The organism is Actinomadura syzygii (assembly GCF_008085905.1).
GTDB lineage: Bacteria > Actinomycetota > Actinomycetes > Streptosporangiales > Streptosporangiaceae > Spirillospora > Spirillospora syzygii.
In genome coordinates this window covers 160,304-185,582 of sequence record NZ_VSFF01000002.1, presented here as the reverse complement: position 1 = coordinate 185,582, position 25,279 = coordinate 160,304, and the positions used below count along the sequence as shown (strand labels likewise).

Below are 25,279 nucleotides of genomic sequence, written 5' to 3'. Positions count from 1 at the left end.
CGGTGTGACCGTGAGTGCGGCGCCGACGTCCACCGCGGGCGAATGGCCCGCCACGCTCAACGTGCAGGAGCTGCTCGAACAGGGCTGGCGGCCGAGCCCGTTCCGCGAGTTCGTCCTGAAAATACACAGCCGGTGCAATCTGGCCTGCGACTACTGCTACATGTACGAGATGGCGGACCAGAGCTGGCGGCGCCAGCCCCGCCGCATGTCACGGGCCACGATCGACCACGTGGCCGCCCGGATCGCCGAGCACGCGCGGTCCAACGCGCTGCCCCGGATCGCCGTGATCCTGCACGGCGGAGAACCGTTGCTGGCCGGCGCCGAACACATCAGGTACGCGGTCGACGCGGTCAATTCGGCCGTCGATTCTTCGACCTCGGTGACTTTCCATGTGCAGACCAATGGCGTACTGCTGGATTCGGTCTACCTGAAACTCTTCGATGAACTCGGCATTCTCGTGAGCGTCAGCCTGGACGGCGACGAGGGGGGCCACGACCGGCACCGCCGCCGCGCCAACGGAGCCGGAAGCCATCAGGAGGTCACCGCCGGGTTGCGAAGGCTGACGGCGCCCGCGTACCGCCACCTCTTCACCGGGCTGCTCAGCACGATCGACCTGGACAACGACCCGGTCGCCACCTACGAGGCGCTGATCGCGCACGGTCCCCGCGTCGTCGACTTCCTGCTCCCGCACGGCAACTGGGACACTCCTCCGCCCGGCCTCGGCACCGGCTCCGGGACGCCCTACGGCGACTGGCTCGTCGCGGTGTTCGACCGCTGGTACCGGGCGCCCGTCCGGGAGACCCGGGTCCGGCTGTTCGCCGAGATCTTCCGGCTGCTGCTCGGACGGCCCTCGCTCAGCGAGGGCATCGGCCTGTCGCCGGTCGCGGTCGCCGTGGTCGAGACGAACGGCGCCATCGAGCAGGTCGACACGCTCAAGTCGGCTTACGAGGGGGCGACGCAGACGGAGTTGCACGTCCGCCGCGACCCGTTCGACGCCGCGCTCATGCTGCCCGCGATGGCCGCCCGCCAGATCGGCCGCCGGGCGCTGGCCCCGACGTGCGAGGGCTGCCCCGTCCACCGGGTGTGCGGGGGCGGGCTCTACACGCACCGGTACCGGTCGGGCGCCGGGTTCGCCAACGCGTCCGTCTACTGCCGGGACCTGCTCCGCCTCATCACCCACATCCGGGACGTGGTCGCCAAGGACGTCGACGCGCTCACGCGCACGGCTGCCGGGGAGCGGTGAATGAGCCTCGGCGTCCATGAGATCCCCGAGCGGGACTTCCTCGCGCTCGCCGCGGGCGGCGGCGGCGCGTCCGCCGCGGACGTGCTGCTCAGGTCGCAGTACAGCAAACGCCTCCTGCTGCTGCGCGGCGTGCGGGACGCGGCGGGCCCGGCGGCCGCCCGCGCGCACGACCTCCTCGCGCGAATCCAGGACGTCGACCCGCGGGCGGTCGAGGCGGTGCTGCGGTATCCGACGGTCGGCGAATGGGCGCGGCGCGTGCTGGCCGAACCCGCCACGGCCGACCCGCGCGAGTACGCCGCCCTCGCCGCCGCCGCCGCGATCAAAGCCGGATTCCCCGCAGAGATCGAGGTCCAGGCGCGCGCCGGGGCCGTCGTCCTGCCCGCGCTGGGCCGCGCGCCGCTGCCCGGCCACGCGAGCGCCCTCGTGCGGACGGGACCCGGCGGCACGGAGATCACGGCCGGGGACGTCCGGACCCGCCTTCCCGCCGACGTCCACGAGGACGCGCCGGGCTGGGAGGCGCTGCGCCGCCTGACCGCGTCGCATCGGGGCATGTCCATCGCCCTCCTGCTGGACGACCACGACCCCGACCGCATGCCCGGCGGCGAACGGCTCCCCCACCGCCTCCTCCCGGACGAACTCGAAGGCTGGCGGGCGACCCTCGCCGACGCCTGGCGGATCCTGGTCGACCACCACCGCCCGGCGGCCGAGGAGGTCGCCGCCCTCATCAGCGTGCTGACACCCCTCGCCCCACCGGACCGGGGCCTGTCCAGCGCCAGTTCACGGGACGTCTTCGGCAGCGTCGGACTCTCCAGCCCGCCCGACGCCGCCTTCTTCGCGGTCACGCTCGTCCACGAGGTCCAGCACGCCAAGCTGACCGCGCTGCTCGACCTCGTCCGGCTGACCGGGCCCGACGACGGCAGCACCCATTACGCCCCCTGGCGGGACGATCCGAGGCCCACCGCCGGGTTGCTGCAGGGCGCCTACGCCCACCTCGGCATCGCGGCGTTCTGGCGGACGCGGCGCAGGCACGAGACGGGCACGGCACTGCTCAGGGCGGAGAGCGACTTCGCCCGCTGGCGGGCGGCCACCGAGTACGTCGTCCGCTCGCTCGCGGGCGGCGGCCGGCTCACCCCGGCGGGCGCCCGGTTCGTCCGCGAGATGGGCCGTACCGTCGGGGCCTGGCTGGACGAGCCGGTCCAGGACGAGGCGCTCCGCCTCGCCCGTGACGCCGCCGACCGGCACCTGTCCGCCTGGCGGCGGCGCAACGGCGAGACCGCGCCGCGGCCGCGCTTCCCCTAGCGCGGTCCCGGCCGCGGAGACCTAGATCGGCGGCGGGTCGAAGTCGCAGTCGAGGTTGCGCCACTCGGCCGCGACGACGGCGTCGCGGTGCTCCAGGCCGAGCCTGCGCGCGTAGGTGTCCATCGTCTCCTTGTGCAGCCGCTCGGCGTCCTGCTCGTCGCCGTTCGCCCGCAGCGCCACGGACAGGTTGGCGGCGCAGGCGAGCGTCATCGGGTGCTCGTCGCCGATCATCGCCTTCAGCCTGCGGAGCGTTCCGCGGCCGAGCCTGCACGCCGAGTCGGTCTCGTTCAGCACGAGCAGGTCGCTGGCCAGGTTGGTGGCCACGGTGAGCGAGTAGTGGTGGTCGCGTCCGAGCTTGACCTCAAGCCCGGCGAGCGCCTTCTCGTTCAGCTTCCGCGCGGTCTCCGCGTCCCCGAACACCCGGCGCAGCACCGCGAGGTTCCCAGCGCAGCCGTGGCTGTACGGGTGCTCAGGGCCGTAGACCTTCGGGTACCGGACGACGGTGTCGGCGGTGAGCTCAAGCGCCGATTCCAGCTCGCCGACGCTGCGCTGGCTGTTGGCCAGCGACATCGTGGCCGCGAGCGTGTCGGGGTGGTCGAGCCCGAACAGCCGGACGTACCGCGCGTGGGTCTCCTGGGCGAGTTCCAGCGACCGGCTCAGCTCGCCGGACCGGCGCAGGGCGATCGCGAGGTCCTTGGCGACGTGGAGCGTCAGCGGGTGCTCGGGGCCGAGCTCGTCCACGCACTTGGCGTGCGCCTCCTCGCCGAGGTCGCACGCCTCCGCGAAATCGCCGCAGAGGCGCACCGAGCGCGCCAGCCCGCTGAACGCGTTGCTGAGGTTGGTCGTGGTGGCGTCCGCCGACTCGCCGAAGCGCAGGTAGACGGTCTCGTGCATGTCGCGCGACTTGACGTACTCGCTGTTCAGGCCGTGGTCCAGTGCGAGGTTGTGCATCGCCCGCAGCGTGTCGACCGCGGCGGGGCCGAAGGACTCCTCGTGCCTCTGCACCGAGCGGAGGTCGTGGTCGCGGGCGGCCACGAAGTCGCCTCGCGCCCGGAGGTCGGCGCCGAGCGTGTTCAGGAAGTAGAACGTCATCCGGTGGTTGGGACCGGCGACCGCCTCCGTCCGCTCCATGGCCTTCAGGTTCGACTCGTAGGCGGCGCCGTACTCGCCCCGGTCTCGCAGGATGTTGCCGAACTGCCGCTTGCCCTCCAGGAGGTCGAGGTCGTCCTCCCCGGAGTCGGCCGCCCACTGGTCGAGGAGCCGTTCGACCAGGGTCTGCGCGAACGCGTAGTCTCCAGACTGCCGCAGGTACCGGACGATGTTGATCGCGAACTTGCGGACGTCCGGGTCCTGGCTGCGCGCGACGGCGGCGGGCTCGACGTGCAGGGTCAGCTCCGAGTAGCGGCGCCAGCTCACCGAGGACTCCGCGTCCTCGGGGGGCATCGCGGCCACCAGGAGCATGTGCACCTCGCTGCGGAACCGCGCCTGGTCGGCGGGGGACAGCTCGTCCCGCAGCAGGGCCTGGATCAGCCGGTGCACCTGGACGGTCCGGTTCGCCGAGTCGATCTTGGCGAGCGCGTACCGGCCCACCTCGCCGAACGCCCGGGCGAGCTTGATCGGGTTGCGCAGCAGCCCGGCCAGCGGCTGGCTCATGCCGGGCGGGGTGCGGCTGAACACGTCCCGCGGGATCGGCTCGGGACCGAAGAAGGCGCAGCAGCGCAGCAGTTCGACGGCCTCGGGCAGCCGCTTGGCGAGGCTGTCCACCGACAGCCGCCACGCGGCGGTCATCGAGGCCGGGTACTCGGTGGGCTTCCCCTCCGCCAGGAGGCGGCGGGTGTACTCCGCGAGCAGGCGGAGGTACTCGGCGACGGAGATGCCGGTCTCGGCCTGGAGGGCGCCCGCCTGCTCGAGGGCCAGCGGCAGGTCGCCGAGTTCGTTCGCGAGGCGGTCGGCGTCCGCCGCGTTGATCGCGCGCGGCACCCGCTTCTCCAGGAAGGCGACGCTCTCCTCGCGGGCGAAGACGTCCACCTGAACGGTGTGGCCGACCCTGTCCCAGCGCGGGTTGCGCGAGGTGACGAGGACGTGGCCGCCCTGCGGCAGGAGGTGCTGGAGGTCCTCCGGCTGGTCCGCGTTGTCGAAGATCACCAGCCAGCGGCCATACGGATCGCCGCGGCGGAGCGCGTCGAGCACCGCGTTGGCGGTGTCCTCCAGCCCGAGGGTCGCGGCGGACGGCAGCCCGAGGTGCGGCGCGAGGTTCGCGAGCATCGGCAGGACGAGCGACGGCTGGTCGGCCGGGACCCACCACACGATGTCGTAGTCGTCCTGGTAGCGGTAGGCGAACTCGACCGCCATCTGGGTCTTGCCGACGCCGCCGAGGCCGTGCAGCGCGTGCGGCAGCACGGCGGTGACCTGCCGGGAGATGCCGGTCTTGAGCTCGGTCAGCAACTCCTCACGTCCGGTGAAGTTCTTGTTCCGCAGCGGAACCTTTCCCCACACCGCCGGAACCGCCTGCGGGTGCGTCATGCGTCCCACCTCCGCATTTCGCCGAATCACTGCCTGAACGCCAATCCATCGTGCACGCTCAGATACCGTAATATCCCAGCCGGGCCAGCAGTGGAATGGGTCACGTGGCACAAATCCCCGATCAGCCGGGTTTTCCGGTCGCGCGAATTTCGGCCCTACGCTCCACGGCATTTCGTCGCCACCACAACCCGCTCCGCATTGGGGATCTTCAGTGCGGCGGATGAACCCGGCACCAAGCTAGGAATCTCCCAGCTTCATTGATATCGTGCCGTTATGTAGGTTTACCGGCCGTTCGCTCGGGATGGCGGCCCGGGGCGGCATCGTGCTGAGGAGATCCCATGCAGCAGGAGAGCACATTCCAGGGCGGCCTGATCGATGTGTCCGGGCTGTCGCTCCGCCAACTCGACGACGAGATCGGCGAGTCCGTCTTCGCGGGGTTGCTCCACGAGATCCTCGCCCCCGCCCCGGGCGAGCCGGCCACGGCCGGCTTCAACAGCAACCCCGGCGAGATCCCCGCGGCGTCCGCTCACTGAGCACCCGCGGCAGCGGCGAACAAGCCGCGCCCCGCCCGTGGTATGCGGCAACTCAAGGGTTGCGCGAAACCCGCTGGACGCGGGCCTTTTTCGGCAAAGATCCTTATTCTGCCGCCGGCTCCACTAGAGTCTGCCTGCGGTCCCATACTACGGTGCCGTAGGTTCTCGTTCGGAGCTTCAGCGCGCCTTTAGCGACATTCCGCATGCTTTGCCATGGCCACCGAAGTCGATGAGCGAGAATCTCACGGGTTTGGTGCGCATCCGGCCCCGGCTCCTGATCGGCGGGTGAGTTTCCGGAGGCGAAACCGGCCACCACGAGTTGCAAGGAGGGCACATTAGGTGGCGGCCCCGGATGACCCAGGCGGGCGCACGTGAATTCCAAGGCGGCGCTGTCGCGGGATTTCACATATTTGTGGAGCGGGTCGGCGGCCTCCCAGCTCGGCGGCATGAACGCGGCCATCGCGCTGCCGCTGCTCGCCCTCTCGCTCACCCACTCGCCGGTCTTCGCAGGCTGGGTCGCCGCCGCCGGAACCTGCCCGCGGTTGCTCCTGACCCTGCCCGCCGGGATGCTGGTGGATCGTTTCGACCGCCGCCTGATCATGCTGACCTGCCAGTACACCCGGGTCGCGATCTCGGTGATGCTGGCCGTCGGGCTCGCCTTCGACTTCCATCCCGGCCTCCTGCTGATCGGCGCGGCGGCGGCGGAAGGGGCGCTGGGGGCACTGTACGACCTGGCCGAAGTCACCGTCGTGCGCAGGCTCGTCACGCCCGACGCCCTTCCCGAGGCGATGGCGAGAAATGAGGCGCGCAGCCATATCGCACTCCTTCTCGGTCGGCCGCTCGGCGGTTTTCTCTACGGCCTGAACCGCACTCTGCCCTTCGTCGCGGACGCCGCTTCCTCGTTCTTCTCCGCGATCACACTGCATTGTATGCGGCAAAAGGACTTCCAGCCCCGAAAACAGGCGAACTCCTCCAGTTTTCGCAAGTGCCTGGACTTCCTGCTGGAGGACCCGTTCTTACGGATGGTCGTCACGATCTGCGCGGTGACGAACTTCGCCTTCCAGATGCTCTTTCTGATGCTCGTCGTCCAAGCCGACCGCGAATTCGACTCGACCTCGATGATCGGCATTCTGTTCGCGGCGTCCGGGCTCGGCGGGACGCTCGGCGCCATCGTCGCACCGCGGCTGTTCCGGCGCTTCAGACTGGCCGAGACCGGACGTCAGGTCTACGTCCTGTTCTTCTGTGTCTGGGGATGGTTCGCGATGACCGCGACCGCGGCGGTCGGTGACCGTCCACTGACCGGGCTGGCCGCGTGGGGCGGGATCAGCTTCATCGGCGCGCACATGAACGTGGCGCTCACCGTCCACCAGGCGACCTGGGTGCCCGGCGACGACATGCTGGCCAGGGTGACGAGCGTCACCAATCTCGTCACGCAGGGCGCGGTTCCGCTGGGCTCGCTGTTCACCGGATATCTGCTGTCGCTCGTGTCGAGCACGAGAATCGTCACCGGATTCGTCACGGTCGTCACCCTGACCGTCGCCGCGATCAGTTCGTTCTGGCTGTGGCGGTCGCGAAAACGGCGTGACCTGGATCGGCTGCCGCCCACCGCGCCGAATCAGCCGCCCGAACTGGTGCCGACCAGCGCAATGGCGACACCGTCCCGCGCCGCGCCATGAAATGACGCTTCCGGCGCGGTCGCTGGTCCCGCAATCCGACACGGACCTTTAGCTCGCTTTCGTCGCGGCCGGAATTGGCCGCCTTGGCGAACCGCCACCGGCGCGTACGATATGCCCACCGATGGGGGGCCGCCGCGGTTCGTTAGCGAAGTGGGGGAATGTCGGACGTGACCTGGTCGCTGACGGTGGAGGAGCAGTCCCGCCTGGTCCAGGCCCTGTGGAGGCTGGACGCTATACGCAAGCGCAACGCCCGTGACCTGTGCCTGAACCTGCTGGAGCGGGAGCTCGGCCACCCGCTCCCGCTGACCAGGGACGACAACGACCTCAACGAGATCTGGCACCTGGTCGACTCCTGCCTCGCCTACACCGGCGCGTTCCACGCGCTGATGAAGGTCGTCGAGCACATCCACGGCGGGAGCACGCCCCTGGAGGAGGCCCGCGACCTCGTCGACGAGCTGGTGCCCGAGCCGCTGCTGCGGCCGCGCGAGCGGCGCGACCTCGACCGGCTCGTCCGCGCCCTCGGCGAGCACGCGTCCGAGGCCGTCGAGCCCGCCGCGGTCAGGACCCTGTACTGGACGGCGACCGGCCCGTCCGCCCCCGCGCTGGACGCCGACCCGGGCGACCTGCGGGGCGTCCTCGCCCGGCTGGAGGACCTCACCGTCGGCGCGGACGGCGTCCCGCCGCTGCTGGCGTTCGTGGAGGAGCTCGCCGCGCACGCCGACGGCCCGCTCGCCGCCGCGCTGCGGAGCTGGTCGGACGCCATCGCGCACCGGCTCGGGCTGCGGCCCGGCCTCGCCGCGGCGCGGCGGCGCGCGGCGCGGGCGTCCGAGCGGGACCGGCCGCGCAGCTACCTGGTCATCGAGTTGCGGCCGGACGGGGCCGCGGCCGACCGGTACCTGGCGTCGGCGTGGCTCCAGGTCGAGGGCGAGCACGGGCTGATGCTGCACTGCGACGACGGCGACCCCGTCCCGTTCGACGGGCTGCCCGCCCTCGTGAAGGAGCTGCTGAGCGAGAACCCCCAGGTCGTCAACCGGCCCACGCCGGACATGACGCTGGAGTTCGTGCTGCCCGGCGACCTGCTCGGGACGCCCTTCGACCAGTTGCGGATCTCGGTCGACGGGCTGGAGCGGCGGCTCGGCATCGAGCACCCGGTGGTCGTCCGGAGCCTCGACCGGATGCGGAGGCGGTCCTACCACCACCACTGGCTCCGGAAATGGCACTGGCTGCGCGACAACCCCCACAGCGCCAAGGTGTGCTGGGTGACACAGCCCGGCCGGTACGGCGGTGAGAGTCTCTACAGCATGCTTCTCGCGGAGACGCCCTCGGTGTGCCTCGCCATGGCGTTCCCGCCGGGCCCGGACGGCGGCGACGCCTCCGCCGAGCTGCGCGCCGCGCTCCAGGCGGGCGTCCCGATCGTGGCCTGGTGCAGGCGCGGACGCGACCCGGAGCGCTTCGCGCACGAGTTCCAGGAGCTGCTGGACACGGGGGCGCTGACGCTGCCGGAGAGCGTCCTGTCCCTGCGCCGGGAGGCGCTGCGCGCGCTCGACGAGGCGCCGGACGGCGACCACCTCGGCCTCGACCTGACGCTGCTCTTCGACGACGCCGACCGGCTGCCCGAACCCTACGTCCGGCTGAACGCGCCGGCCTGAGCCGCCTCTGGGAGGTTTCCGTGACGAGCACGGACACGGCCAACACGGACTGGATGATCTACCAGGGGGACGGCACGACGCACGACGGGCTGGACCGGCTGCCCGAGCCGCCGCCGTGGCGCCGCTTCGACTCCGAGAACGGCGGGCGGCCGCACCGGGGCGGCCTGGAGCGGGCGCTGTCGTACCGGCCGGACCCGAACGTCGTGAAGATGGTGAACGTCGCGCTCCACCTGCGGCGTCCGCTGCTCGTCACCGGCAAGCCGGGGACGGGCAAGTCCACGCTCGCCTACAACGTCGCCCACGAGCTGGGGCTCGGGACCGTCCTCGACTGGCCGATCACCAGCCGCGCGACGCTCCAGGACGGCCTGTACCGCTACGACGCGATCGGACGGCTGCACGAGACGAGCCTGCGCCAGGCCGCCGCGCCCGGCGCCGTCACCGAGGCGCCCGACATCGGGCGCTACATCCGGCTCGGCCCGCTCGGCACGGCGCTGCTGCCGCGCCCGCGCCCCCGCGTGCTGCTCATCGACGAGCTGGACAAGAGCGACATCGACCTGCCGAACGACCTGCTCAACGTGTTCGAGGAGGGCGGCTACACGATCCCGGAGCTGGAGCGCCTCCCCGAGGACCAGCCGGTCGTGCACGTCATGCCCGCGAAGGGCGCCGAGCGGGTGCCGGTCGACCGGGGCCGGGTCCAGTGCGACGCGTTCCCGCTCGTCGTGATCACGAGCAACGGCGAGCGGGAGTTCCCGCCGGCGTTCCTGCGGCGCTGCGTCCGGCTGGTGATCGAGCCGCCGAGCCCGGAGCAGCTCGCCGCGATCGTCGAGGCCCATCTCGGCGCCGACGCGCGGACCGCGAGCGCCGACCTCGTCCGGGAGTTCCTGGACCGGCGCGAACGCGGCGACCTCGCCACCGACCAGCTGCTCAACGCCGTCTACCTGTGCACGACGGGGTCGCGGCCGTCCGAGGCGACGCTGCGGGAGCTGGTGACCGCGATCCTGCGCCCGCTGGGCGCCGCCGGACCGGGATGATCCGCCGGTTGATCGAGGCGCTGGAGGCGCTCGATCCGCAGCCCACCGCCGAGGAGATCGCCGACGCGCTCTGGCTCGCGCGGCTCGCGCCCGCGGCGGAGCCCGCCGCCGCGCGGCCGCCCGCGCCGCCCGGACCCGAGCCGGTCCGCGACACGCCGCCGCCCGCCGTCCTGGAGCCGCCGGACGCCGGCCTCGCCGCGCCGCCGCGGCCGGTCCGCCCCGCGGCGGCGTCGCCGCAGGCCCGGCTGCACGTCGGAGGGACGGCGCGGGCGGCGGGCGACCCGGTCCGCGCCCCGGCGGCGCCCGCGATCCCGCGCGCGCTGAGCCTCGCCCGCGCGCTGCGCCCGCTGCGCGGCCGGTCCTCGTCCCGGACGGTGGAGCACCTCGTCGAGGGCGCGACGGCGCAGCGCATCGCGGAGACGGGGATCTGGGAACCGGTCATGGAGCCCGCGCCGGAGCGGTGGCTCGACCTCGCGCTCGTCGTCGACGGCAGCTCGTCCATGGTCGTCTGGACGCGCCTCGCCGCCGAGCTGCGCACGCTGATGGAGCGGCTCGGCGCGTTCCGGGACGTACGCGTGTGGCGGCTGAACGCCGACGACGAGACGCTCGTGCTGCGCACCGGGGAGGCGTCGTCCGGTCCCGGACGCAGCCCGGACGAGCTGATCGACCCGACCCGCCGCCGCGTCGTCCTCGTCTTCAGCGACTGCATCGGACGGGCCTGGGGCGACGGGCGCGCCGCCGCAGTCCTGGAGCGGTGGGCGCGGACGGCCCCGGTGGCGATCCTCCAGCCGCTGCCGCAGCGGCTGTGGTGGCGGTGCGCGGCGCCGTCCGAGCCCGTCTGGATCAGCGCGGACCGGGCGGGGCAGCCGAACGACCGGCTCACCGTCCGGCCGCGCGGCGGGCTCGGCGTCCCGCCCGGCGTCGCGGTCCCGGTGATGGAGCTGGAGCCGCGCTGGCTGCGCCCGTGGGCGGAGCTGGTCGGCGACGGGACGGGCCCGACCGCCGCCGTCGCCGTGTTCACGGGCGCGCCGCCGGTCCGCGACTTCCCGGACGACCCGGACGAGGACGGCGGCCGGTCCGCCGACGAGCGGGTGAAGCGGTTCCGCGCCGCGTCCTCGCCGACGGCGTTCCGGCTCGCGCGCTACCTCGCGGCGGCGCCGCTGCGGCTGGAGGTGATGTCGCTCGTCCAGCAGGCCACGCTGCCGGAGTCGACCTCGGCGCACCTGGCCGAGGTGTTCCTCGGCGGCCTGATGCGCCGCGCCCGCCCGGGGACCGACCCGGACGGGGTCGAGTACGAGTTCCACGACGGGGTCCGCGACGTCCTGCTCGGCGGGCTCGGACGGGCCGAGGCGCTCGGCGTCCTGCGGAGCGTGTGGGACGTCGTCCGCGGGCGGTGGGGCTCGTCGCAGGACTTTCCCGCGCTGCTGCGGGCCGTCCGGGAGGGCTCCGAGGACCTCCGCCAGGACCCGCCGTTCGCGCAGGTCGCGGCACGTGTCCTGGCCCGGCTCGGCGGCCGGTACGCGCGGCTCGCCGAACGGCTGGCCGAGGCGGCGCGGGGCCCGGCGCCGACCGGTCCGCCGCCGTCCGCGAGCGAGGGCGCGGCCCGGGACGAGCCCGACGACGACACCCGCGACGCCCGCGACGTTCCCGCGCCGCTGCTCGGCGGCGGCCTGCCGTCGCGCAACCCCGACTTCACCGGCCGCGACGTCCTGCTCCGCGACGTCGGGACGAAGCTGCCCACCGCCGTGACGTCGCTCCTGCCCGCCGACCCGCGGCGGCTCGGCGGGCAGGGCAAGTCGCAGCTCGCCGTCGAGTACGCGCACCGCCACGCGGCCGACTACGACCTCGTCTGGTGGGTCCCCGCCGAGCAGATCACGCTGGCCAGGTCGTCGCTCGCCGACCTGGCCCGGCGGCTCGGCACGCCGCTCAGCGACGACGTGAACCGCACCGTCGAGCGGCTCCTGGACGCGCTGCGCGCCGGCCGGCGGCACGGGCGCTGGCTGCTCATCTACGACAACGCCGCCGACCCGGACGAGATCGTCCCGCTGATGCCCGTCCAGCGCGACGCGGCCGAGGGGGCGCTGACGACGGCCGTCCCCGGCGGGCACGTGCTGGTCACGTCCAGGGACCGGCGGTGGGCCGAGCGCACCGCCGCCGCCGACGTCGGCGTGTTCGAGCGCGCGGAGAGCGTCGCGCTGCTCTGCCGCCGCGTCCCCGGCCTCACCCCCGCCGACGCGGACCGGCTCGCCCGGCGGGTCGGCGACCTGCCGCTCGCGGTCGAGCAGGCGGCGGCGTGGCAGGCCGTCACGGGCCGTCCGAGCCGGGAGTACCTGCGGCTGCTGAACCGCAGGCTGCGGCGGGCGCCGGGGACGACCCTGTCCCTCGACTATCCGGCGGAGCTCGCCGCCACGCTCGGCCTCGCCTTCGAACGCCTCCTGGAGGACTCCCCCGCCGCCGGACGCCTCCTGGAGCTGTGGGCGTTCTTCGGCGCCGAGCCGGTCGCGCGCGGGCTGCTGTCGGCGGGCGCCGCCGACACGCTCCCCGACGAGTTGCGCGCCACGCTCGCCGACATCGACCTGCTCCGCCGCGCCATGTCCGACATCAACCGCTACGCCCTCGGCCGCTACGACGCGGGGACGTGCAGCCTCCAGGTCCACCGGCTCGTCCGGGCGATGCTGCAGGACAGGCTCGCCGACGACGAGCGGAGGGTCGTCCAGGAGCGGGTGCACCGGATCCTCGCCGCCGCCACCCCGGGCGCCCCGCCGGACGACGAGACCACCTGGGAGATCCGCGCCGAGATCGCCCCGCACGTGCTGCCCGCCGGAGTGATCGACGGCGCGTCCACCGAGGTCCGCGGAGTGGCGCTGGACCAGATGCGCTACCTCTACCTGCTCGGCGACTTCGAGGGCAGCCGCGCGCTCGCCGAGACCGCGCTCGCCCGCTGGCGGCCGGAGCTCGGCCCCTACGACGAGTCGGTGCTGATCGCGGGCCGCGAACTCGGCACCGTGCTGCGCGCCCTCGGCGACCTCGCCGCCGCGAACGCGCTGAACGCCGACATCCACCGGCGGACGACCGAGCGGTTCGGCCCCGGCCACTCGACGACGATGCGCGCCGCCCGCAACGTGGCCGCCGACCGGCGGCTGCGCGGGGCGTTCCGGCAGGCGCTCGACCTCGACCAGGACACGCTGCGCCGGATGGCCCGGCTGTTCGGGACCGGGCACGTCGAGACGCTCCGCGTCGCCAACAACGTCGGCATCGACCTGCGGCTGCTCGGCGAGTTCGAGAAGGCGCGGCGGCTCGACGCCGACTCCCTCGACCAGCTGCGGGCGAGCCTCGGGCCGCGCAACCGGAACAGCCTGCTCGCGATGAGCCAGCTGTCCCGCGACCTGCACGGGCTCGGCGACTACGGCGCGGCGGCCGCGCTCCAGCGGGACGCGCTGACGATCATGCGGGAGACGCTCGCGTCCGACCACGCCTTCGTCCTGCACACCGAGATGAGCTACGCGGTCGCGCTGCGCAAGCTCGGCGCGCACGCGGCGGCGCGGGCGCTCGCGGAGGACACGCTGCGGCTGCACCGGCAGCGCTACGGCGACGACCACCCGGACACGCTCGCCGCGCGGCGCGTGCTCGTCCAGGCGTACCTGGCGACGGGGGACGCGCGCGGCGCCCACCGGCTCGGCGAGACCGCCCTCGCCGGGCACCGCGACGTCCTCGGCATGGACCACCCGTTCACGCACGCCTGCGCGGCGGACCTCGCGACGGCGCTGCGCGAGTCGGGCGACCACGAGGGGGCGCGGGTCCTCGACGACACGTCCGCGCACGCGCTGCGCGAGAGCCTCGGCGCCGACCACTACTTCGCGCTGTGCTGCTCGGTCGGCCTGGTCAACGACCTGTTCCACATGGGACGGCTGGAGGCGGCGCGCATCCGGTCCAACGAGACGCTGGAGCGGTTCCGGGAACGGTACGGGCCGAATCACGTCTACGCGCTGGCGTCCGCCCACAACCACCAGGTGATCCGCGCCGCGCTCGGCCTGGACCGGGGCGACGGGGAGCCGGTCCGTGCGTTGGCGGACGCGCTCGGCGCCGACCATCCCGACGTGCGGGCGGCGGAAAGTGGACGGCTACTCGACTGCGACATCGCCCCGACGCCGCTCTGAGGCGTCCCAGCGCGGCGCGCCCGACGGGACGTCGCCGCGCACCGCCGGGGCCAGCCACCGCGCGACCTCCACCGGATCGGGCGAGATGCCATCGTCTTGGACGATCCGCAGGTAGACGGCGGCGACGACCTCGGGACGGGCGGCGAGCGCCGTCGCCGCGTCGTCGCGGCCACGGCCCAGCAGGGAGAGCGCGAGCCCGGCCCACGGCTCGGGACGCTCCGGCTCCGCCGCGATGAGCGCCCGGTAGGACGCGACGGCGGCGTCGTGCCGTCCCCGCACCTGGGCGAGGTCGGCGGCCAGTTCGCTCGACTCGCCCGGCGCGGCGAGCCGGGCGAACGCCGCCGGGTCGCGCAGCGACAGCGCCCGCAGGTCCGAGCGCGCGCCGGGCGTGCCGGGACGGACGTCGGCGGGCAGCAGCGAGGCGGCCGCGAAGGCCGGGCCGGGGTCGGCCGACGGCCAGCGCGCGGCGGCGCGGCGGACCTCGTCCGGGTCGGGGCGCAGGTTGCGCAGCCGCCAGACGAGGGCGTGGTCGGCGGCGGTGCTCTCCGCCCGCCGTCGCGCGGCGGCGGGCAAGGGGACGTCCGCCCACCGGTCCAGGGACGCGCGCATGCCCGCGACGAACCGCTCGCCCGCTTCGGTGAGGCGGCCCGAGGCCGGCAGCCGTCCGATCGCGTACGCGGTCTGCTCGCGCCACAGCGCGAACGCGTACTCGCCGTAGGCCGCGTCGCCGCCCGTCAGCCGCCCGCGCCGCCGTCCCCAGAACGCGGTCACGCCCAGGTAGGCGTAGGCGCCCTGGAGCAGGCCGCCGAGCGGGCGCGGGTCGTCGCGCCACGGCGAGTAGTGCCGCTCGCCCGGCCCGTCCGCGTACAGCGGGACGCTGCCGAGCAGCGAGCACAGCTTGACGTGCTGGAACTCGTGGACGAGCGACTCCGCGAACAGCAGCGCGTCACGCGGCCGGGTGATCGCGACGGCGCCGAAGGCGTCCGTGCTGGTGGCGCTGAGGCCCCGCCGCCCGCCCCGCCCGCCGCGCGTCGCCAGCGGGACGAGCGCGTTCAGCCCGGCGGCCATGGCGGCGGCCCGGCCGGGGTCGTCGTCGGCGATGAAGCGCCAGGCGCCGTCCAGGGTGCGCCGCCAGGCGTCGGCGGCGGCGTCGTCCAGCCGGTCGGCGGGCCCGAGCCGGTGGTTGTCCCGGTAGGGGTCGAGGTCGTCGAGGTGGACGTCGAGCGTGCTTCCGCCGGCGGTGACCGACAGTCGGCGCAACCCGCGCCAGCCGGGGGCGTCCGTCCGCGGATCGGCGGGGACGGCGACCCGCGCGTCCGCCGTCGAGATCTCCACGCTCCCGGCCGCGCACCGGACGGTCGCCGTCCCCGCGCCGCCGGACGGCCCGACCTCCGCGCGGCCTAGGGACGGGAGGCCGACCATTCCGTCCCGGACCACAGCGGGCGCGGTGAACGACAGCCCCGCCCGGATGCCCGCCGCGACCGCCACGTTCGCGAAATGCGCCAGGTCGGGCCCGGCGGCCTCCGCCGAGCGCGACCGCCGCAGGCACGCCGCCGACCACGCCGTGACGTGCGGGTACAGCAGGACGTCGACCACCCGGCCGGGCGCGTGGGCCTGCGCGGCGGCGAGCAGGTCGTAGGCGTCGCGGTCCAGCGGCGGACGCGCGTCGAGCAGCGCCCGGAGCCGCAGCAACTGGCCGCTGTACTCGGCCGTCCGCAGCAGCCGGACGGTCGCGGCGTCGCCGTCCCCGGCCGCGAGCGCCGCGAAGTGCCCGGCCGGGATCTCGTGGTTCCTCATCCGCGGACCACCGCGCCCGCCGGGAGCAGGTCGGCGCGCATCCGCCCGGCCACATGGTCGATGGTCTTCATGAGGTCGCGGCAGTACACGGACGGGTTGCGGAAGCCGCGCCCGGCCCGGTAGCGGTGCGTGTAGTTGCCGCCGCCGCAGATGTGCCGGACGCGGCACCCCGAGCATTCCGCGCACAGCGCCGACCGCCCGATCTGCCGCGCGACGACGCCGGGATGGCCGAGGACGTCGTCGAAGTCGTGCCGGTCCACGGTGAACCCGGTGCGCGGCGCCCCGGCGAAGGCGCTCTTCAGTGTGTCGACCTGCTGGATCGAGCCGTCGGTGTCGACGACGACGAGCGCCACCGGCGACAGCCCGACGCTCTCGCTGCGGCTCTGCCCGCCGAGCACGAGGTTCATGATCTCCTCGAAGAGCCGGACGCCGGTCTCCCGGACGGCGCTGCCGTACCAGCGGTCGAAGACGGCGATCAGCCAGTCCGCGTACGGGGCGCCGGGCCCGCCCGGGTCGAGGCCGGGCGGCGGGACGGACCACGTGCCGTGCGGGAGCAGGAAGTTCACCCTCGGCGGCCGGGACTCCAGCAGCGCCTCGTAGACCGCGACCGGGTCGTTGGCGAGGTCGACCGTGCAGACCAGCCCGCGGTAGAGGTGCCGGAAGTCGCCCGCGAGGCGGTCCAGGCCGCGCGTCACGGCGGCGTGGCTGCCGCGCCCGTCGGCGTACCGGCGGCGGCGGTCGTGCCCGGCGCGGTCGCCGTCCACGCTGACCGATACGCCGACGTCGTGCGCGGCCAGCAGGGCGAGGGTCTGCTCCGTCAGCAGCGTCCCGTTGGTCTGGACGCCGACGCGCACCGCGCACGGAACGACCGAGCGGATTTCCCGGAGGGCGAAGTCGATGAATTCGGCGCCGGCGAGCAGCGGTTCGCCGCCGTGCAGCACGACGTCGACTTCCGGGAGCCGATGCCTTTCGACGTGCCGGGCGATCCGGGCGGCCGTCCGGCGGAGCGTTCCGGTCTCCATCCGGACCGGCTGGGACCGCCAACTCTGGTCGGCGGCCTCGTAGACATAGCAGTGCGCACAGGCCAGATCACAGCGACTGCTGATCTTCAGGACGAACTCGCGAAACGGGACCGGACGCCATCCGAACGCCGCGAGACCGGCGACGTCCAGCCCATTCTCCGGCCATTCCCCCGCCGCGCCGAAACCGATTTCGCGAACGCCTGTGGGCACCCGCCGAGTTTATGACGGCGAGCCCTCGACCGGCGGCATGTTGGAGTCGAACCCGGCCACCGCCTCGCCCTGCGCGGCGGACTCCGCCAGCACCCGCCGGACGGCCTCGCCGAGCGCCGTCCCCTCGTAGGCGCGCAACTGCCCCAGGCTGAGGCCGCTGACGTCGAGGGTCTCCGTCTTGATCGGGTCGTCCGCACAGGCCACGGAGCGCCCTCCTCTCTGGCCGAGCACCCGGTCTCGTCCCTGCATCATCCCTGCCCGCCTACGGTAGTGCGCGGGGGCGCTTGCCGGGACGACCGAAAGGCAGCAGAGTTGAAACCGGGGGCCTGACGACGACCGGAGGGACCAGCGGGCCTATGACGCCGGACGAATCTATTCGTCGCGAGGGGGTTCGCGCCGGATGGCGTCCCTCGGGGCATTGCGTCATCGTCGGATGCGACATCGCGGGCTTCGGGGACACGGACCGGACCGACGACGTCCGGCGGCACATGCGCGACGCCCTGTACACGCGGTTGGAGACGAGCCTCGCGGCCGGCGGGATCTCCTTCGCCGACTCCTACTGGGAGGACCGCGGGGACGGCGTGCTCCTCGCCCTGCCGCCCGACGTCCCCGTCGAACCGCTGCTGGTCGACGTGGCCGACACGCTGCGCGCCGAACTGGCCCGCTACAACAAGGTCGCCGCGGACATCGCCCAGATCAGGCTGCGGGTGTCGGTCCACACCGGCGACGCCGACTTCGACGGGCGGGGGCTGGTCGGCGCGGCCGTGAACCACGCCTTCCGGATCCTGGACGCGCCCGCCTTCAAGGAGGCGCTCCGCGAGTCGGGCGCGTGGTTCTCGCTGATCGTGTCCGAGCGGGTCTTCGAGGACGTCGTCCGGCGCGCGGCGGGACGGATCGTCCCGGACGACTACCGGCGCGTCGACGTCGCCGTCAAGGAGACCGACGCCTCCGCGTGGATCCGGATCCAGGGGGGCGCCGCCCTCCTTCCGGCGGCTCCGCTGGACGTGGCGACGGCCTCGCCGCCGACGCTCGCCGGGGAGCCCGCGCCGGACCGGCCGACGATCTTCACGCTGGTGGACCGGATGCTGGACGTCCCGCTGCTCGGCTCCGCGCAGGGCCGCGAGCGGGTCGTCGGCGCGCTGCGCCGGGACATCGCGGGGGCCGTCTCCCGGCAGTCCGAGGCGCGCCTCGACTGCTTCGCCATCCTCTCGACCTGCCTGGACTATCCGGGCGGGCTGAAGGAGCTGGTCGACGTGACCAAGGGGCTGGCCGGGGAGTCGCTGTCGGTCCACCGCCTGGAGCAGGCCATCGCCCAGTTCCTCTGAGCGGCTGACCGGTGAGCGGCTGTCCGGGCCGGGTCAGCGCCGGATCAGCACTGCCCGGTGCGGAGGTGGTGGTGGAGGGTCGAGAGTTCGAGATGGGCCTGGTGGCAGCGCACACAGGCCCAGATGCCGCTGGGGATCGTGACGCCGCGCTCCGCCGCGTCGTCACGCGCGCACAGCAGCGTGTAGCTCTGGACGAGGCGCCGCCACGTCCGCCGGACCGCCGATGACATTCCCGCTCCCCTTCCGAGCCGTTCCGGGGAGTGCGGAGGGTCGTCCCCCGCCAGAACTGTTCCCCAGGATCGGCCCAGCATAGGGCAACGGGAATGTCAAGGCGAAACGCCGGAGATCACTGGCCGATCCGGACCCCGGGCTCGCCCATGCGGTACTCGAGCGGCCTCGTCCCGCGACGCCCGGGGACGTTGCCCGCGACGCGCGTCTTGAAGGTCGGCAGGATCGTCCGGCCGAAGGTGTTCTCCATCATCATCGCGGCGGCCACGTACAGGGCCAGGACCGCGGCCGCGACGAACAGCCAGCCGCCGACGTCCAGGGACCAGGTGGACGGGGTCCAGTAGCCGGCCGCGGTGAAGCCCGAGCCGACCGCGAGGCACGCCAGCAGCAGCGCGAACATCAGGTTCGCGCCGAGCGCCGCGAGGGCCGCGAGGCCGCTGATCACCGCCAGGGCCACCCACCAGAAGGCGAAGCCCTCGCGGAGGGTGCCGAGCGTCGGCACCAGCGCCACCGGGACCGCGGCGATGCTGACGAGCATGAAGAACAAGCCCCAGCCGAGGAAGAACGCCCCCCACATGCCGTGGACCGCCGTGGCCAGGCCGTCCCGCGCCCGGTAGGCCCACATGCCCGCCAGGAACTGGGCGAGGCCGCCGAAGGTCAGCACGAACGGCCACAGGATCAGCGGCGTGGCGGCGTTGCCGTACCAGCCGGCCTGCCAGGCGCCCACCATCATGAACGCCCCCGCGAGCCCGAACAGCCCGAGGATGGACGGCGCCGCGATGGGCGTCAAGGAGATGCGGGTCCTGTCCTCCCACAGGGCGTGCTCGCCCGGCAGGTCGCCCCCGCGATGGCCCGGGGCCACGGTCGTGGCGCCCTCGGCGGCCTCCGCCGCCCCGGCGTGCTCGTGGGACACCGGCGTTTCCGCGCGCTCTCTACGCCTTACCATGAGATCCCCCTCTGGAATCGAGAGCTGTAGCCCCCTCCTAACCGGGCTTTAGTGGATCAAACTGCCCCAGACTGGATGTTGAGGGATATATCCGGCAAATGAGTCCCGCCTTTGCCGAATGGCGAGAAATGCGTGGCGAACCGATGACCCGGCCGGTTCGGGCGCCAACTGGTTCGCCCGTCGCGTTCAGGCGCGGGGCGCGTTCAGGCGCGGGGACGGCAGTGGATGCGCAGCCCGGGTGTCTCGCTCCAGCCGATCAGCCCGAACAGCTTGTCGAGGTGCGTCGACACCGCGTGCAGGACGAGCATCCGCCCCCGCTCGTGCAGTTCGCCCGCGGCCAGCGTGAAGGCGCGCAGGCCCGCGACGTCCACGAACTCGACGGCGCCGAGGTCGACGTGGACGTCCCCCGCCCCGCGGGCGCGGGCGCCGCGCACGGCGCGCGTCACGTCCGAGGAGTTCGAGACGTCGATCTCCCCCGCCATCAGCAGCCACGGGGACCCGGTCGCGGCGGCGATGCGCAGCAGCGCCGTGTCGTGCTCGACGATGTCGCACGGCACGCCGCGCTCGCCGGGCTCGGTGCCGCCCTCGCCTTCGGTGATCCGCCAGACCGTCATCCGCTCCTCGCCTCGGACCGGGGGCGCCGCTACCGTGTGCGGCTCCGTATATGCAAGGCTCTCATCTGTCGGCCCCTCCTGAGCCCTACCGGGCCGGAAAACCACGATCGGGAGCCATTTCATGGACGAGAAGGCGATCCTGGAACGTATCAACGAGTTCATCGAGGAGGAGCACGCGCTGCGACAGGCGCACGAGCGCGCCGAGACCAGCAATGCGGACGCGCAGCAGCGGCTCCGCCAACTCGAAGTGGCGCTCGACCAGTGCTGGGACCTGCTCCGCCAGCGCCGGGCCCGGATCGCGGCGGGCCAGAACCCGGACGACGCGCACGTCCGTCCCGCCGGGGAGGTCGAGGGCTACCGGCAGTAGGGCCCGCGCCCAGGCGGTCAGAGGTGCGGCAGGAGCCTCGCCGGGGTGATCGGCAGGTCCCGGACGCGGACGCCCGTCGCGTGGTGGACGGCGTTCCCGACGGCCGCCGCCGCGCCCACGATGCCGATCTCGCCGATCCCCTTGGACCCCATCGGGTTCAGGTGCGGGTCGGACTCCTCCACCCAGAACGCGTCGACGTCGCGGACGTCGGCGCAGGACGGCACGTGGTACTGGGCGAGGTCGCGGTTGAGGTAGTCGCCGAACTCGCCGTCCATGACGCTCTCCTCCATCAGCGCCATGCCGATGCCCATCGTCATGCCGCCGATGAACTGGGAGCGGGCGGTCATCGGGTTGAGGACGCGCCCGACGGCGAACACGCCGAGCATGCGGCGGACGCAGATCTCGGCGGTGTCGGCGTCCACCTCGACCTCGGCGAACTGTGCGCCGAAGGCGTGTCGGGCGTATTCGTCCCGGTTCTTGACCTCGGCGGACGTGTCGGCCGACGCCTCCAGCCCCTCGGGCGGCACCTCGCCGTTCAGCCTGCCGCGCAGGGACTCGCAGGCGCGGACGACGGCCGTCCCCCAGCTCGCCGTCCCGGACGAGCCGCCCGCGACGGACGCGCGCGGGAAGGCGCTGTCCCCGATCTCGACCGTGACCCGGTCGATGTCCTCCTTGAGCGTCTCGGCGGCGATCAGGGTGAGCGCGGTGCGGGCGCCGGTGCCGATGTCGGCGGCGGCGATGCGGACGGTGAACGTGCCGTCCGGCTCCGCGCGGGCGATCGCCCGGCCGGGCTGCATGTAGGCGGGATAGGTGGACGCGGCGACGCCCGTCCCGACGAGCCTGCGGCCTTCCCGGCGCACGCCGGGCGCGGGGTCGCGGCCGGCCCAGCCGAAGCGGTCGGCACCCTCCTGGAGGCAGGCGACGAGGTTGCGGGAGCTGAACGGCAGGCCGCTCTCCGGCTCCCGGTCGGTGTCGTTGCGGACGCGCAGCTCCACCGGGTCGACGCCGGTGACGACGGCGAGTTCGTCCATCACCGATTCCAGCGCGTACATGCCGGGCGTCTCGCCGGGGGCGCGCATCCATGACGGGGTGGGGACGTCCAGGGCGACGAGCCGGTGGGACGTTCGCCGGTTCGGTGCCTGGTACATGGTCCGGGTGGGTGTCGCCGTCTGCTCGGCGAACTCCCTGACCGTGGACGTCTGCTCGAACACGTCGTGGAGGATCGCGTTGAGGCGTCCGTCCGGGTCCGCGCCCAGCCTGAACCGCTGGACGGTCGGCGTCCGGTAGCCGGTCGTCGCGAACATCTGCTGCCTGGGGACGGCGAACTTGACCGGACGCCCCGTCACCCGAGCCCCCATCGCCGCCAGGACGACATTAGGCCTGGGGCTCCCCTTGGAACCGAACCCACCGCCCACGTGCGGGGCGATGACACGTACCTGCGTCGGGTCGAGACCGAACACTTTCGCGATGGTCGACTGGACGGACGACGCGCCCTGGGTCGAGTCGTAGAGCAGAAGGGACCCGTCCTTGTCCCAGAGGGCGAGCGTCGTGTGCGGCTCCATCGGATTGTTGTGCTCGGCGGGGGTCGTGTAGGTGACGTCCACGCGCACCGCCGAATCGGTGAACGCCGCCTCCGGTTCGCCCAGCTCGGTGTCGGCGGGGAACACGGGATTCACCTTGTCGGGCTTGTAGAGACCGGGGTGGTCGGTGCGGAGCCGGACGTCGGGGTCCTCCGCCGCGTACTCGACCCGGACGAGACGTGCTGCCTCCCGTGCGGTTTCGAGCGTCTCGCCTATGACGGCCGCGACGAACTGTCCGCGGTAGGAGACCGTCCGGGATTGGAAAAGCGCCAGTTCGCCGTCTGGCTCGCTGTCCACTCGCGGCGCGTTCTCATGGGACAGGACGGCGAGCACCCCAGGAAGCCTCTGCGCCGCCTCGATGTCGACGGACAGGACCTCGCCTCGTCCGACACTCGCCTGCACGGCCGCCGCATACGCGACGTTCTCCACGGGGTACTCGAACGCATAACGCGCGGCACCCGTGACCTTCTCCCGACTCTCAAGCCGTTCAGTCATGACGCACTGCCTTTCTGGGGGGCGCCCCCCAGGCCCCCGAAGGTCGGCGCCATGATCCTCGCTTCGCTCCGGTCATGCCCTGCCTTTCTGGGGGGCGACCCCCAGACCTCCGGAGGTCGGCGCCATGATCCTCGCTTCGCTCCGGTCATGACGTCTCCTCCAGCTCCGTAAGCGTCTGGACGATCAGGTTGCGGGCGAGGGGCACCTTGTAGGCGTTGTCGCGTAGCGGCTCGGCTTCGGCCAGTTCGGCGTCGGCGGCGGCGCGGAAGGCGTCAGGCGTGGCGGGCGCGCCGCGCAGCGCCTCCTCGGCGCGGCGGGCGCGCCACGGCCGGTGGGCGACGCCGCCCAGTGCCAGCCGGACGTCGCGCACCAGGCCGCCGACCACGTCCAGGGAAGCCGCTATCGAGACCAGCGCGAACGCGAACGACGCGCGCTCTCTGACCTTCCGGTACCGGGACGGCATGCCGAGCAGCGGAACCTCCACCGCCGTGATGAGGTCGCCGGGGTCGAGCACGGTGTCGCGCTCCGGTGCGTCATCTGGGAGCCGGTAGAAGTCTTCAATCGGGACGACGCGCGCTCCGGCACGACCCCTGATGTGGACCAGCGCGTCGAGCGCGGCCAAAGCCACGGCCATGTCGGATGGGTGCGTCGCCACGCATGCTTGCGAATGACCCAGGATCGCCAGGTTGTGGTGCTCGCCCTCTATGGCCGGACATCCGCTTCCCGGGTCTCGCTTGTTGCACGGCTTGGCGATGTCCTGGAAGTAGGAGCAGCGGGTGCGCTGGAGGAGGTTGCCGCCGACCGTCGCCATATTGCGTATCTGTCCGGACGCCCCCGCCAGGACGGCCTGCGCCAGCATCGGATGCCCTTCGCGGACCGTCCGGTCGGCGGCGAGCGCGCTGTTGGTCACGGCCGCGCCGATGAGGACGCCGCCGTCCGGGTTCAGCTGGACCTGGTCGTACGGGAGGTGCGCGACGTCCACGATCCTGGCCGGGGTCTCCACGCCGAGGCGCATGAGGTCCACCAGGTTGGTGCCGCCGCCAAGGTAGTAGGCGTCGCCGTCGTGGCGGTTAAGGGCGTCCTCGGCGCTGGTGGCGCGCTCGTAGGTGAACGGCCTCATGCCTCCGCCGCCTCCCTGCTCCGGGCCCCGGCGCGTACGGCGGCGACGATGCCGACGTAGGCGCCGCACCGGCACAGGTTGCCGCTCATCCGTTCGCGTATCTCGTCGTCGTCCAGGACGGGTTCGGTGCTGACGTCGGCTGTCACCGCGCTGGGCCAGCCTTGGTCGACCTCGTCCAACATGCCCGTCGCGGAGCAGAGCTGGCCTGGCGTGCAGTACCCGCACTGGAAGGCGTCGTTCTCGATGAACGCCTCCTGGACGGGGCTGAGCCGCTCGCCATCCGCGAGCCCTTCGACCGTGACGACTTCGGCCCCGTCATGGGCGACGGCCAGGGCGAGGCAGGCGTTCGCGCGGCGTCCCTCGATCAGGACAGTGCAAGCGCCGCACTGGCCGTGGTCACAACCCTTCTTCGAGCCGGTGAGCCCGATGTCCTCGCGCAGGACGTCCAGCAAGGACGCGCGGGTGTCGACGTTGAGCCGGTGTTCGCGTCCGTTCACGACCAGGGTGAGGTCGGCGTGCACCGGGGTGGCTTCGCTGTCCATGCCCGGGCCCCTACCCGGGATCGCCCACCGATCACAGGGGTTCGGCGGCTCGCAGGAGTTCGGCGGCCGCGTCCACGGCGGCGCGGACGTCCCCGTCGCGCGGGTACAGCAGCGACCGTCCGGCGACGATGCCGCGCACGCCGGGCGTCCGCAGGGCGCGGCGCCAGCCGTCCAACGCCGGACCCGGATCGCCGGACGCGTCGCCGCCGAGCAGCAAGACGGGCAGCGTCGTCGCCGCGACGACCCGCTCGACCTCCGCCACGACCGGCAGGCCCAGCCACGTGTACGCCGACGTCGCGCCGAGCCCCGACGCGACCGACACCGCCCGGATCATCGCCTGGGGCGACAGCAGGTTCCGCGCATGTCCCTCGACGTGGTGCGACACATACGGCTCGACCAGGGCCGTCAGCCGGTGGGCCGCCAGCGCCGTCACCGCGTGCGCGCAGCCCTCCAGCGTTCGCGCGGTGGCGGGGTCGGAGTCGTCGATGCGGAGGAGCATCTTGCCGCCGTCCAGGCGGGACGCGGCGATCGCGTCGGCGTCGTAGGCGGTGAAGCGGTCGTCGATCTCGAACGACGTCCCGGCCAGGCCGCCCCGGTTCATCGAACCGATCACGACCTTGCCGTCCAGGACGCCCAGCAGCAGCAGATCCTCGATCACGTCCGGCGTGCCCAGCACACCGTCCACACCGGGGCGCTCCAGCGCCACGCACAGCCGTTCGAGCAGCTCGCCGCGGTCGGCCATCGCCACCGGGTCGCCGTCCACCCCGAGCGTGCCGCGGGCGGGCTGGTCCGCCGCGACGAGCAGCAACCGCCCGGACCCCCCGGACCAGCGCGCCCGTGCCGCCGCGGCCGTCGCGACCGCCTCGGGACGGAGCGCGCGGGTCTCGGCCAACTCGCTGATCCGCACGCCGCCGAGTCTGGT

General features: G+C 73.2%; 20 protein-coding genes. 9 read left to right on the top strand and 11 right to left on the bottom strand.

Going from position 1 to position 25,279, the window contains the following annotated elements; translation table 11 throughout:
- Positions 1–4: 4 nt before the first annotated feature.
- Positions 5–1,243: an FxsB family cyclophane-forming radical SAM/SPASM peptide maturase gene (locus FXF65_RS05050; RefSeq protein WP_246198365.1), complete on the top strand. Its 1,239-nt coding sequence runs from the start codon at positions 5–7 to the stop codon at positions 1,241–1,243.
- Positions 1,244–2,542 (top strand): HEXXH motif domain-containing protein, encoded by a 1,299-nt coding sequence (locus tag FXF65_RS05045; RefSeq protein WP_148348524.1) that lies wholly within the window; start codon positions 1,244–1,246, stop codon positions 2,540–2,542.
- A gap of 21 nt (positions 2,543–2,563) precedes the next feature.
- Here FXF65_RS05045 and fxsT (FXF65_RS05040) read toward each other — a convergent pair whose 3' ends face one another.
- Entirely contained in the window at positions 2,564–5,065 is a 2,502-nt protein-coding gene (gene fxsT / locus FXF65_RS05040) for an FxSxx-COOH system tetratricopeptide repeat protein (RefSeq protein WP_148348523.1), read from the bottom strand.
- A gap of 338 nt (positions 5,066–5,403) precedes the next feature.
- Here fxsT (FXF65_RS05040) and fxsA (FXF65_RS05035) point away from each other — a divergent pair, with 338 nt between their 5' ends.
- From fxsA (FXF65_RS05035) to fxsT (FXF65_RS05015), 5 genes are all read left to right on the top strand, one after another.
- Positions 5,404–5,598 carry an FxSxx-COOH cyclophane-containing RiPP peptide gene (gene fxsA / locus FXF65_RS05035; RefSeq protein ID WP_148348522.1) on the top strand — a complete coding sequence of 65 codons (195 nt, stop codon included), beginning with the start codon at positions 5,404–5,406 and terminating at the stop codon, positions 5,596–5,598.
- Between the two features lie 371 nt (positions 5,599–5,969).
- On the top strand, positions 5,970–7,274 hold the full coding sequence (locus tag FXF65_RS05030) for an MFS transporter (RefSeq protein ID WP_148348521.1): 1,305 nt from the start codon (positions 5,970–5,972) through the stop codon (positions 7,272–7,274).
- Positions 7,275–7,432: 158 nt separating this feature from the next.
- Positions 7,433–8,923: a VMAP-C domain-containing protein gene (locus FXF65_RS05025; protein WP_148348520.1), complete on the top strand. Its 1,491-nt coding sequence runs from the start codon at positions 7,433–7,435 to the stop codon at positions 8,921–8,923.
- 20 nt (positions 8,924–8,943) lie between these two features.
- Positions 8,944–9,954, top strand: coding sequence for an AAA family ATPase (locus FXF65_RS05020; protein WP_246198364.1), 1,011 nt, complete (start codon positions 8,944–8,946; stop codon positions 9,952–9,954).
- A gap of 8 nt (positions 9,955–9,962) precedes the next feature.
- Positions 9,963–14,111 carry an FxSxx-COOH system tetratricopeptide repeat protein gene (gene fxsT / locus FXF65_RS05015; RefSeq protein WP_148348519.1) on the top strand — a complete coding sequence of 1,383 codons (4,149 nt, stop codon included), beginning with the start codon at positions 9,963–9,965 and terminating at the stop codon, positions 14,109–14,111.
- Here the strand turns inward: fxsT (FXF65_RS05015) and FXF65_RS05010 are convergent.
- Genes FXF65_RS05010 through fxsA (FXF65_RS05000) form a run of 3 tightly spaced genes read right to left on the bottom strand, consistent with a single transcriptional unit; the run spans position 14,076 to position 17,344 of the window.
- Positions 14,076–15,908 carry an HEXXH motif domain-containing protein gene (locus FXF65_RS05010; protein ID WP_148348518.1) on the bottom strand — a complete coding sequence of 611 codons (1,833 nt, stop codon included), beginning with the start codon at positions 15,906–15,908 and terminating at the stop codon, positions 14,076–14,078. The two genes, fxsT (FXF65_RS05015) and FXF65_RS05010, sit on opposite strands and share 36 nt — an antisense overlap.
- The gene (locus FXF65_RS05005; RefSeq protein ID WP_246198363.1) at positions 15,905–17,140 is read right to left on the bottom strand and encodes an FxsB family cyclophane-forming radical SAM/SPASM peptide maturase; all 1,236 of its coding nucleotides are present in this window, start codon (positions 17,138–17,140) and stop codon (positions 15,905–15,907) included. Before FXF65_RS05005 ends, FXF65_RS05010 begins: the two co-directional genes overlap by 4 nt.
- A gap of 9 nt (positions 17,141–17,149) precedes the next feature.
- Positions 17,150–17,344: an FxSxx-COOH cyclophane-containing RiPP peptide gene (gene fxsA, locus FXF65_RS05000; RefSeq protein ID WP_187412102.1), complete on the bottom strand. Its 195-nt coding sequence runs from the start codon at positions 17,342–17,344 to the stop codon at positions 17,150–17,152.
- A 152-nt stretch (positions 17,345–17,496) separates the two neighbouring features.
- Here fxsA (FXF65_RS05000) and FXF65_RS04995 point away from each other — a divergent pair, with 152 nt between their 5' ends.
- Positions 17,497–18,465 (top strand): effector-associated domain 2-containing protein, encoded by a 969-nt coding sequence (locus FXF65_RS04995; protein WP_148348516.1) that lies wholly within the window; start codon positions 17,497–17,499, stop codon positions 18,463–18,465.
- A 44-nt stretch (positions 18,466–18,509) separates the two neighbouring features.
- Here FXF65_RS04995 and FXF65_RS04990 read toward each other — a convergent pair whose 3' ends face one another.
- The 3 genes from FXF65_RS04990 to FXF65_RS04980 all read right to left on the bottom strand — a co-directional run bounded on the left by FXF65_RS04990 (position 18,510) and on the right by FXF65_RS04980 (position 20,253).
- Entirely contained in the window at positions 18,510–18,695 is a 186-nt protein-coding gene (locus FXF65_RS04990) for a hypothetical protein (protein WP_148348515.1), read from the bottom strand.
- A 116-nt stretch (positions 18,696–18,811) separates the two neighbouring features.
- Positions 18,812–19,606: an acetate uptake transporter family protein gene (locus FXF65_RS04985; RefSeq protein WP_187412101.1), complete on the bottom strand. Its 795-nt coding sequence runs from the start codon at positions 19,604–19,606 to the stop codon at positions 18,812–18,814.
- 236 nt (positions 19,607–19,842) lie between these two features.
- Positions 19,843–20,253 (bottom strand): STAS domain-containing protein, encoded by a 411-nt coding sequence (locus FXF65_RS04980; protein WP_187412100.1) that lies wholly within the window; start codon positions 20,251–20,253, stop codon positions 19,843–19,845.
- Between the two features lie 121 nt (positions 20,254–20,374).
- On the opposite strand from FXF65_RS04980, the gene FXF65_RS04975 reads away from it, so the two are divergent.
- Positions 20,375–20,620 (top strand): DUF2630 family protein, encoded by a 246-nt coding sequence (locus tag FXF65_RS04975; protein ID WP_148348512.1) that lies wholly within the window; start codon positions 20,375–20,377, stop codon positions 20,618–20,620.
- Between the two features lie 17 nt (positions 20,621–20,637).
- Here FXF65_RS04975 and FXF65_RS04970 read toward each other — a convergent pair whose 3' ends face one another.
- The 4 genes from FXF65_RS04970 to FXF65_RS04955 form a co-directional block, all read right to left on the bottom strand.
- A complete protein-coding gene (locus FXF65_RS04970; protein WP_148348511.1) occupies positions 20,638–22,695 on the bottom strand; it encodes a xanthine dehydrogenase family protein molybdopterin-binding subunit in 2,058 nt (685 codons plus the stop codon).
- Positions 22,696–22,840: 145 nt separating this feature from the next.
- Positions 22,841–23,815, bottom strand: coding sequence for an FAD binding domain-containing protein (locus FXF65_RS04965; protein ID WP_148348510.1), 975 nt, complete (start codon positions 23,813–23,815; stop codon positions 22,841–22,843).
- Positions 23,812–24,357, bottom strand: a complete 546-nt coding sequence (locus tag FXF65_RS04960; protein ID WP_187412099.1) for a (2Fe-2S)-binding protein — start codon at positions 24,355–24,357, stop codon at positions 23,812–23,814. The genes FXF65_RS04965 and FXF65_RS04960 overlap by 4 nt, the downstream gene beginning before the upstream one ends.
- 31 nt (positions 24,358–24,388) lie before the next feature.
- Positions 24,389–25,264, bottom strand: coding sequence for a Cgl0159 family (beta/alpha)8-fold protein (locus tag FXF65_RS04955; protein WP_148348509.1), 876 nt, complete (start codon positions 25,262–25,264; stop codon positions 24,389–24,391).
- Between the last annotated feature and the right edge of the window lie 15 nt (positions 25,265–25,279).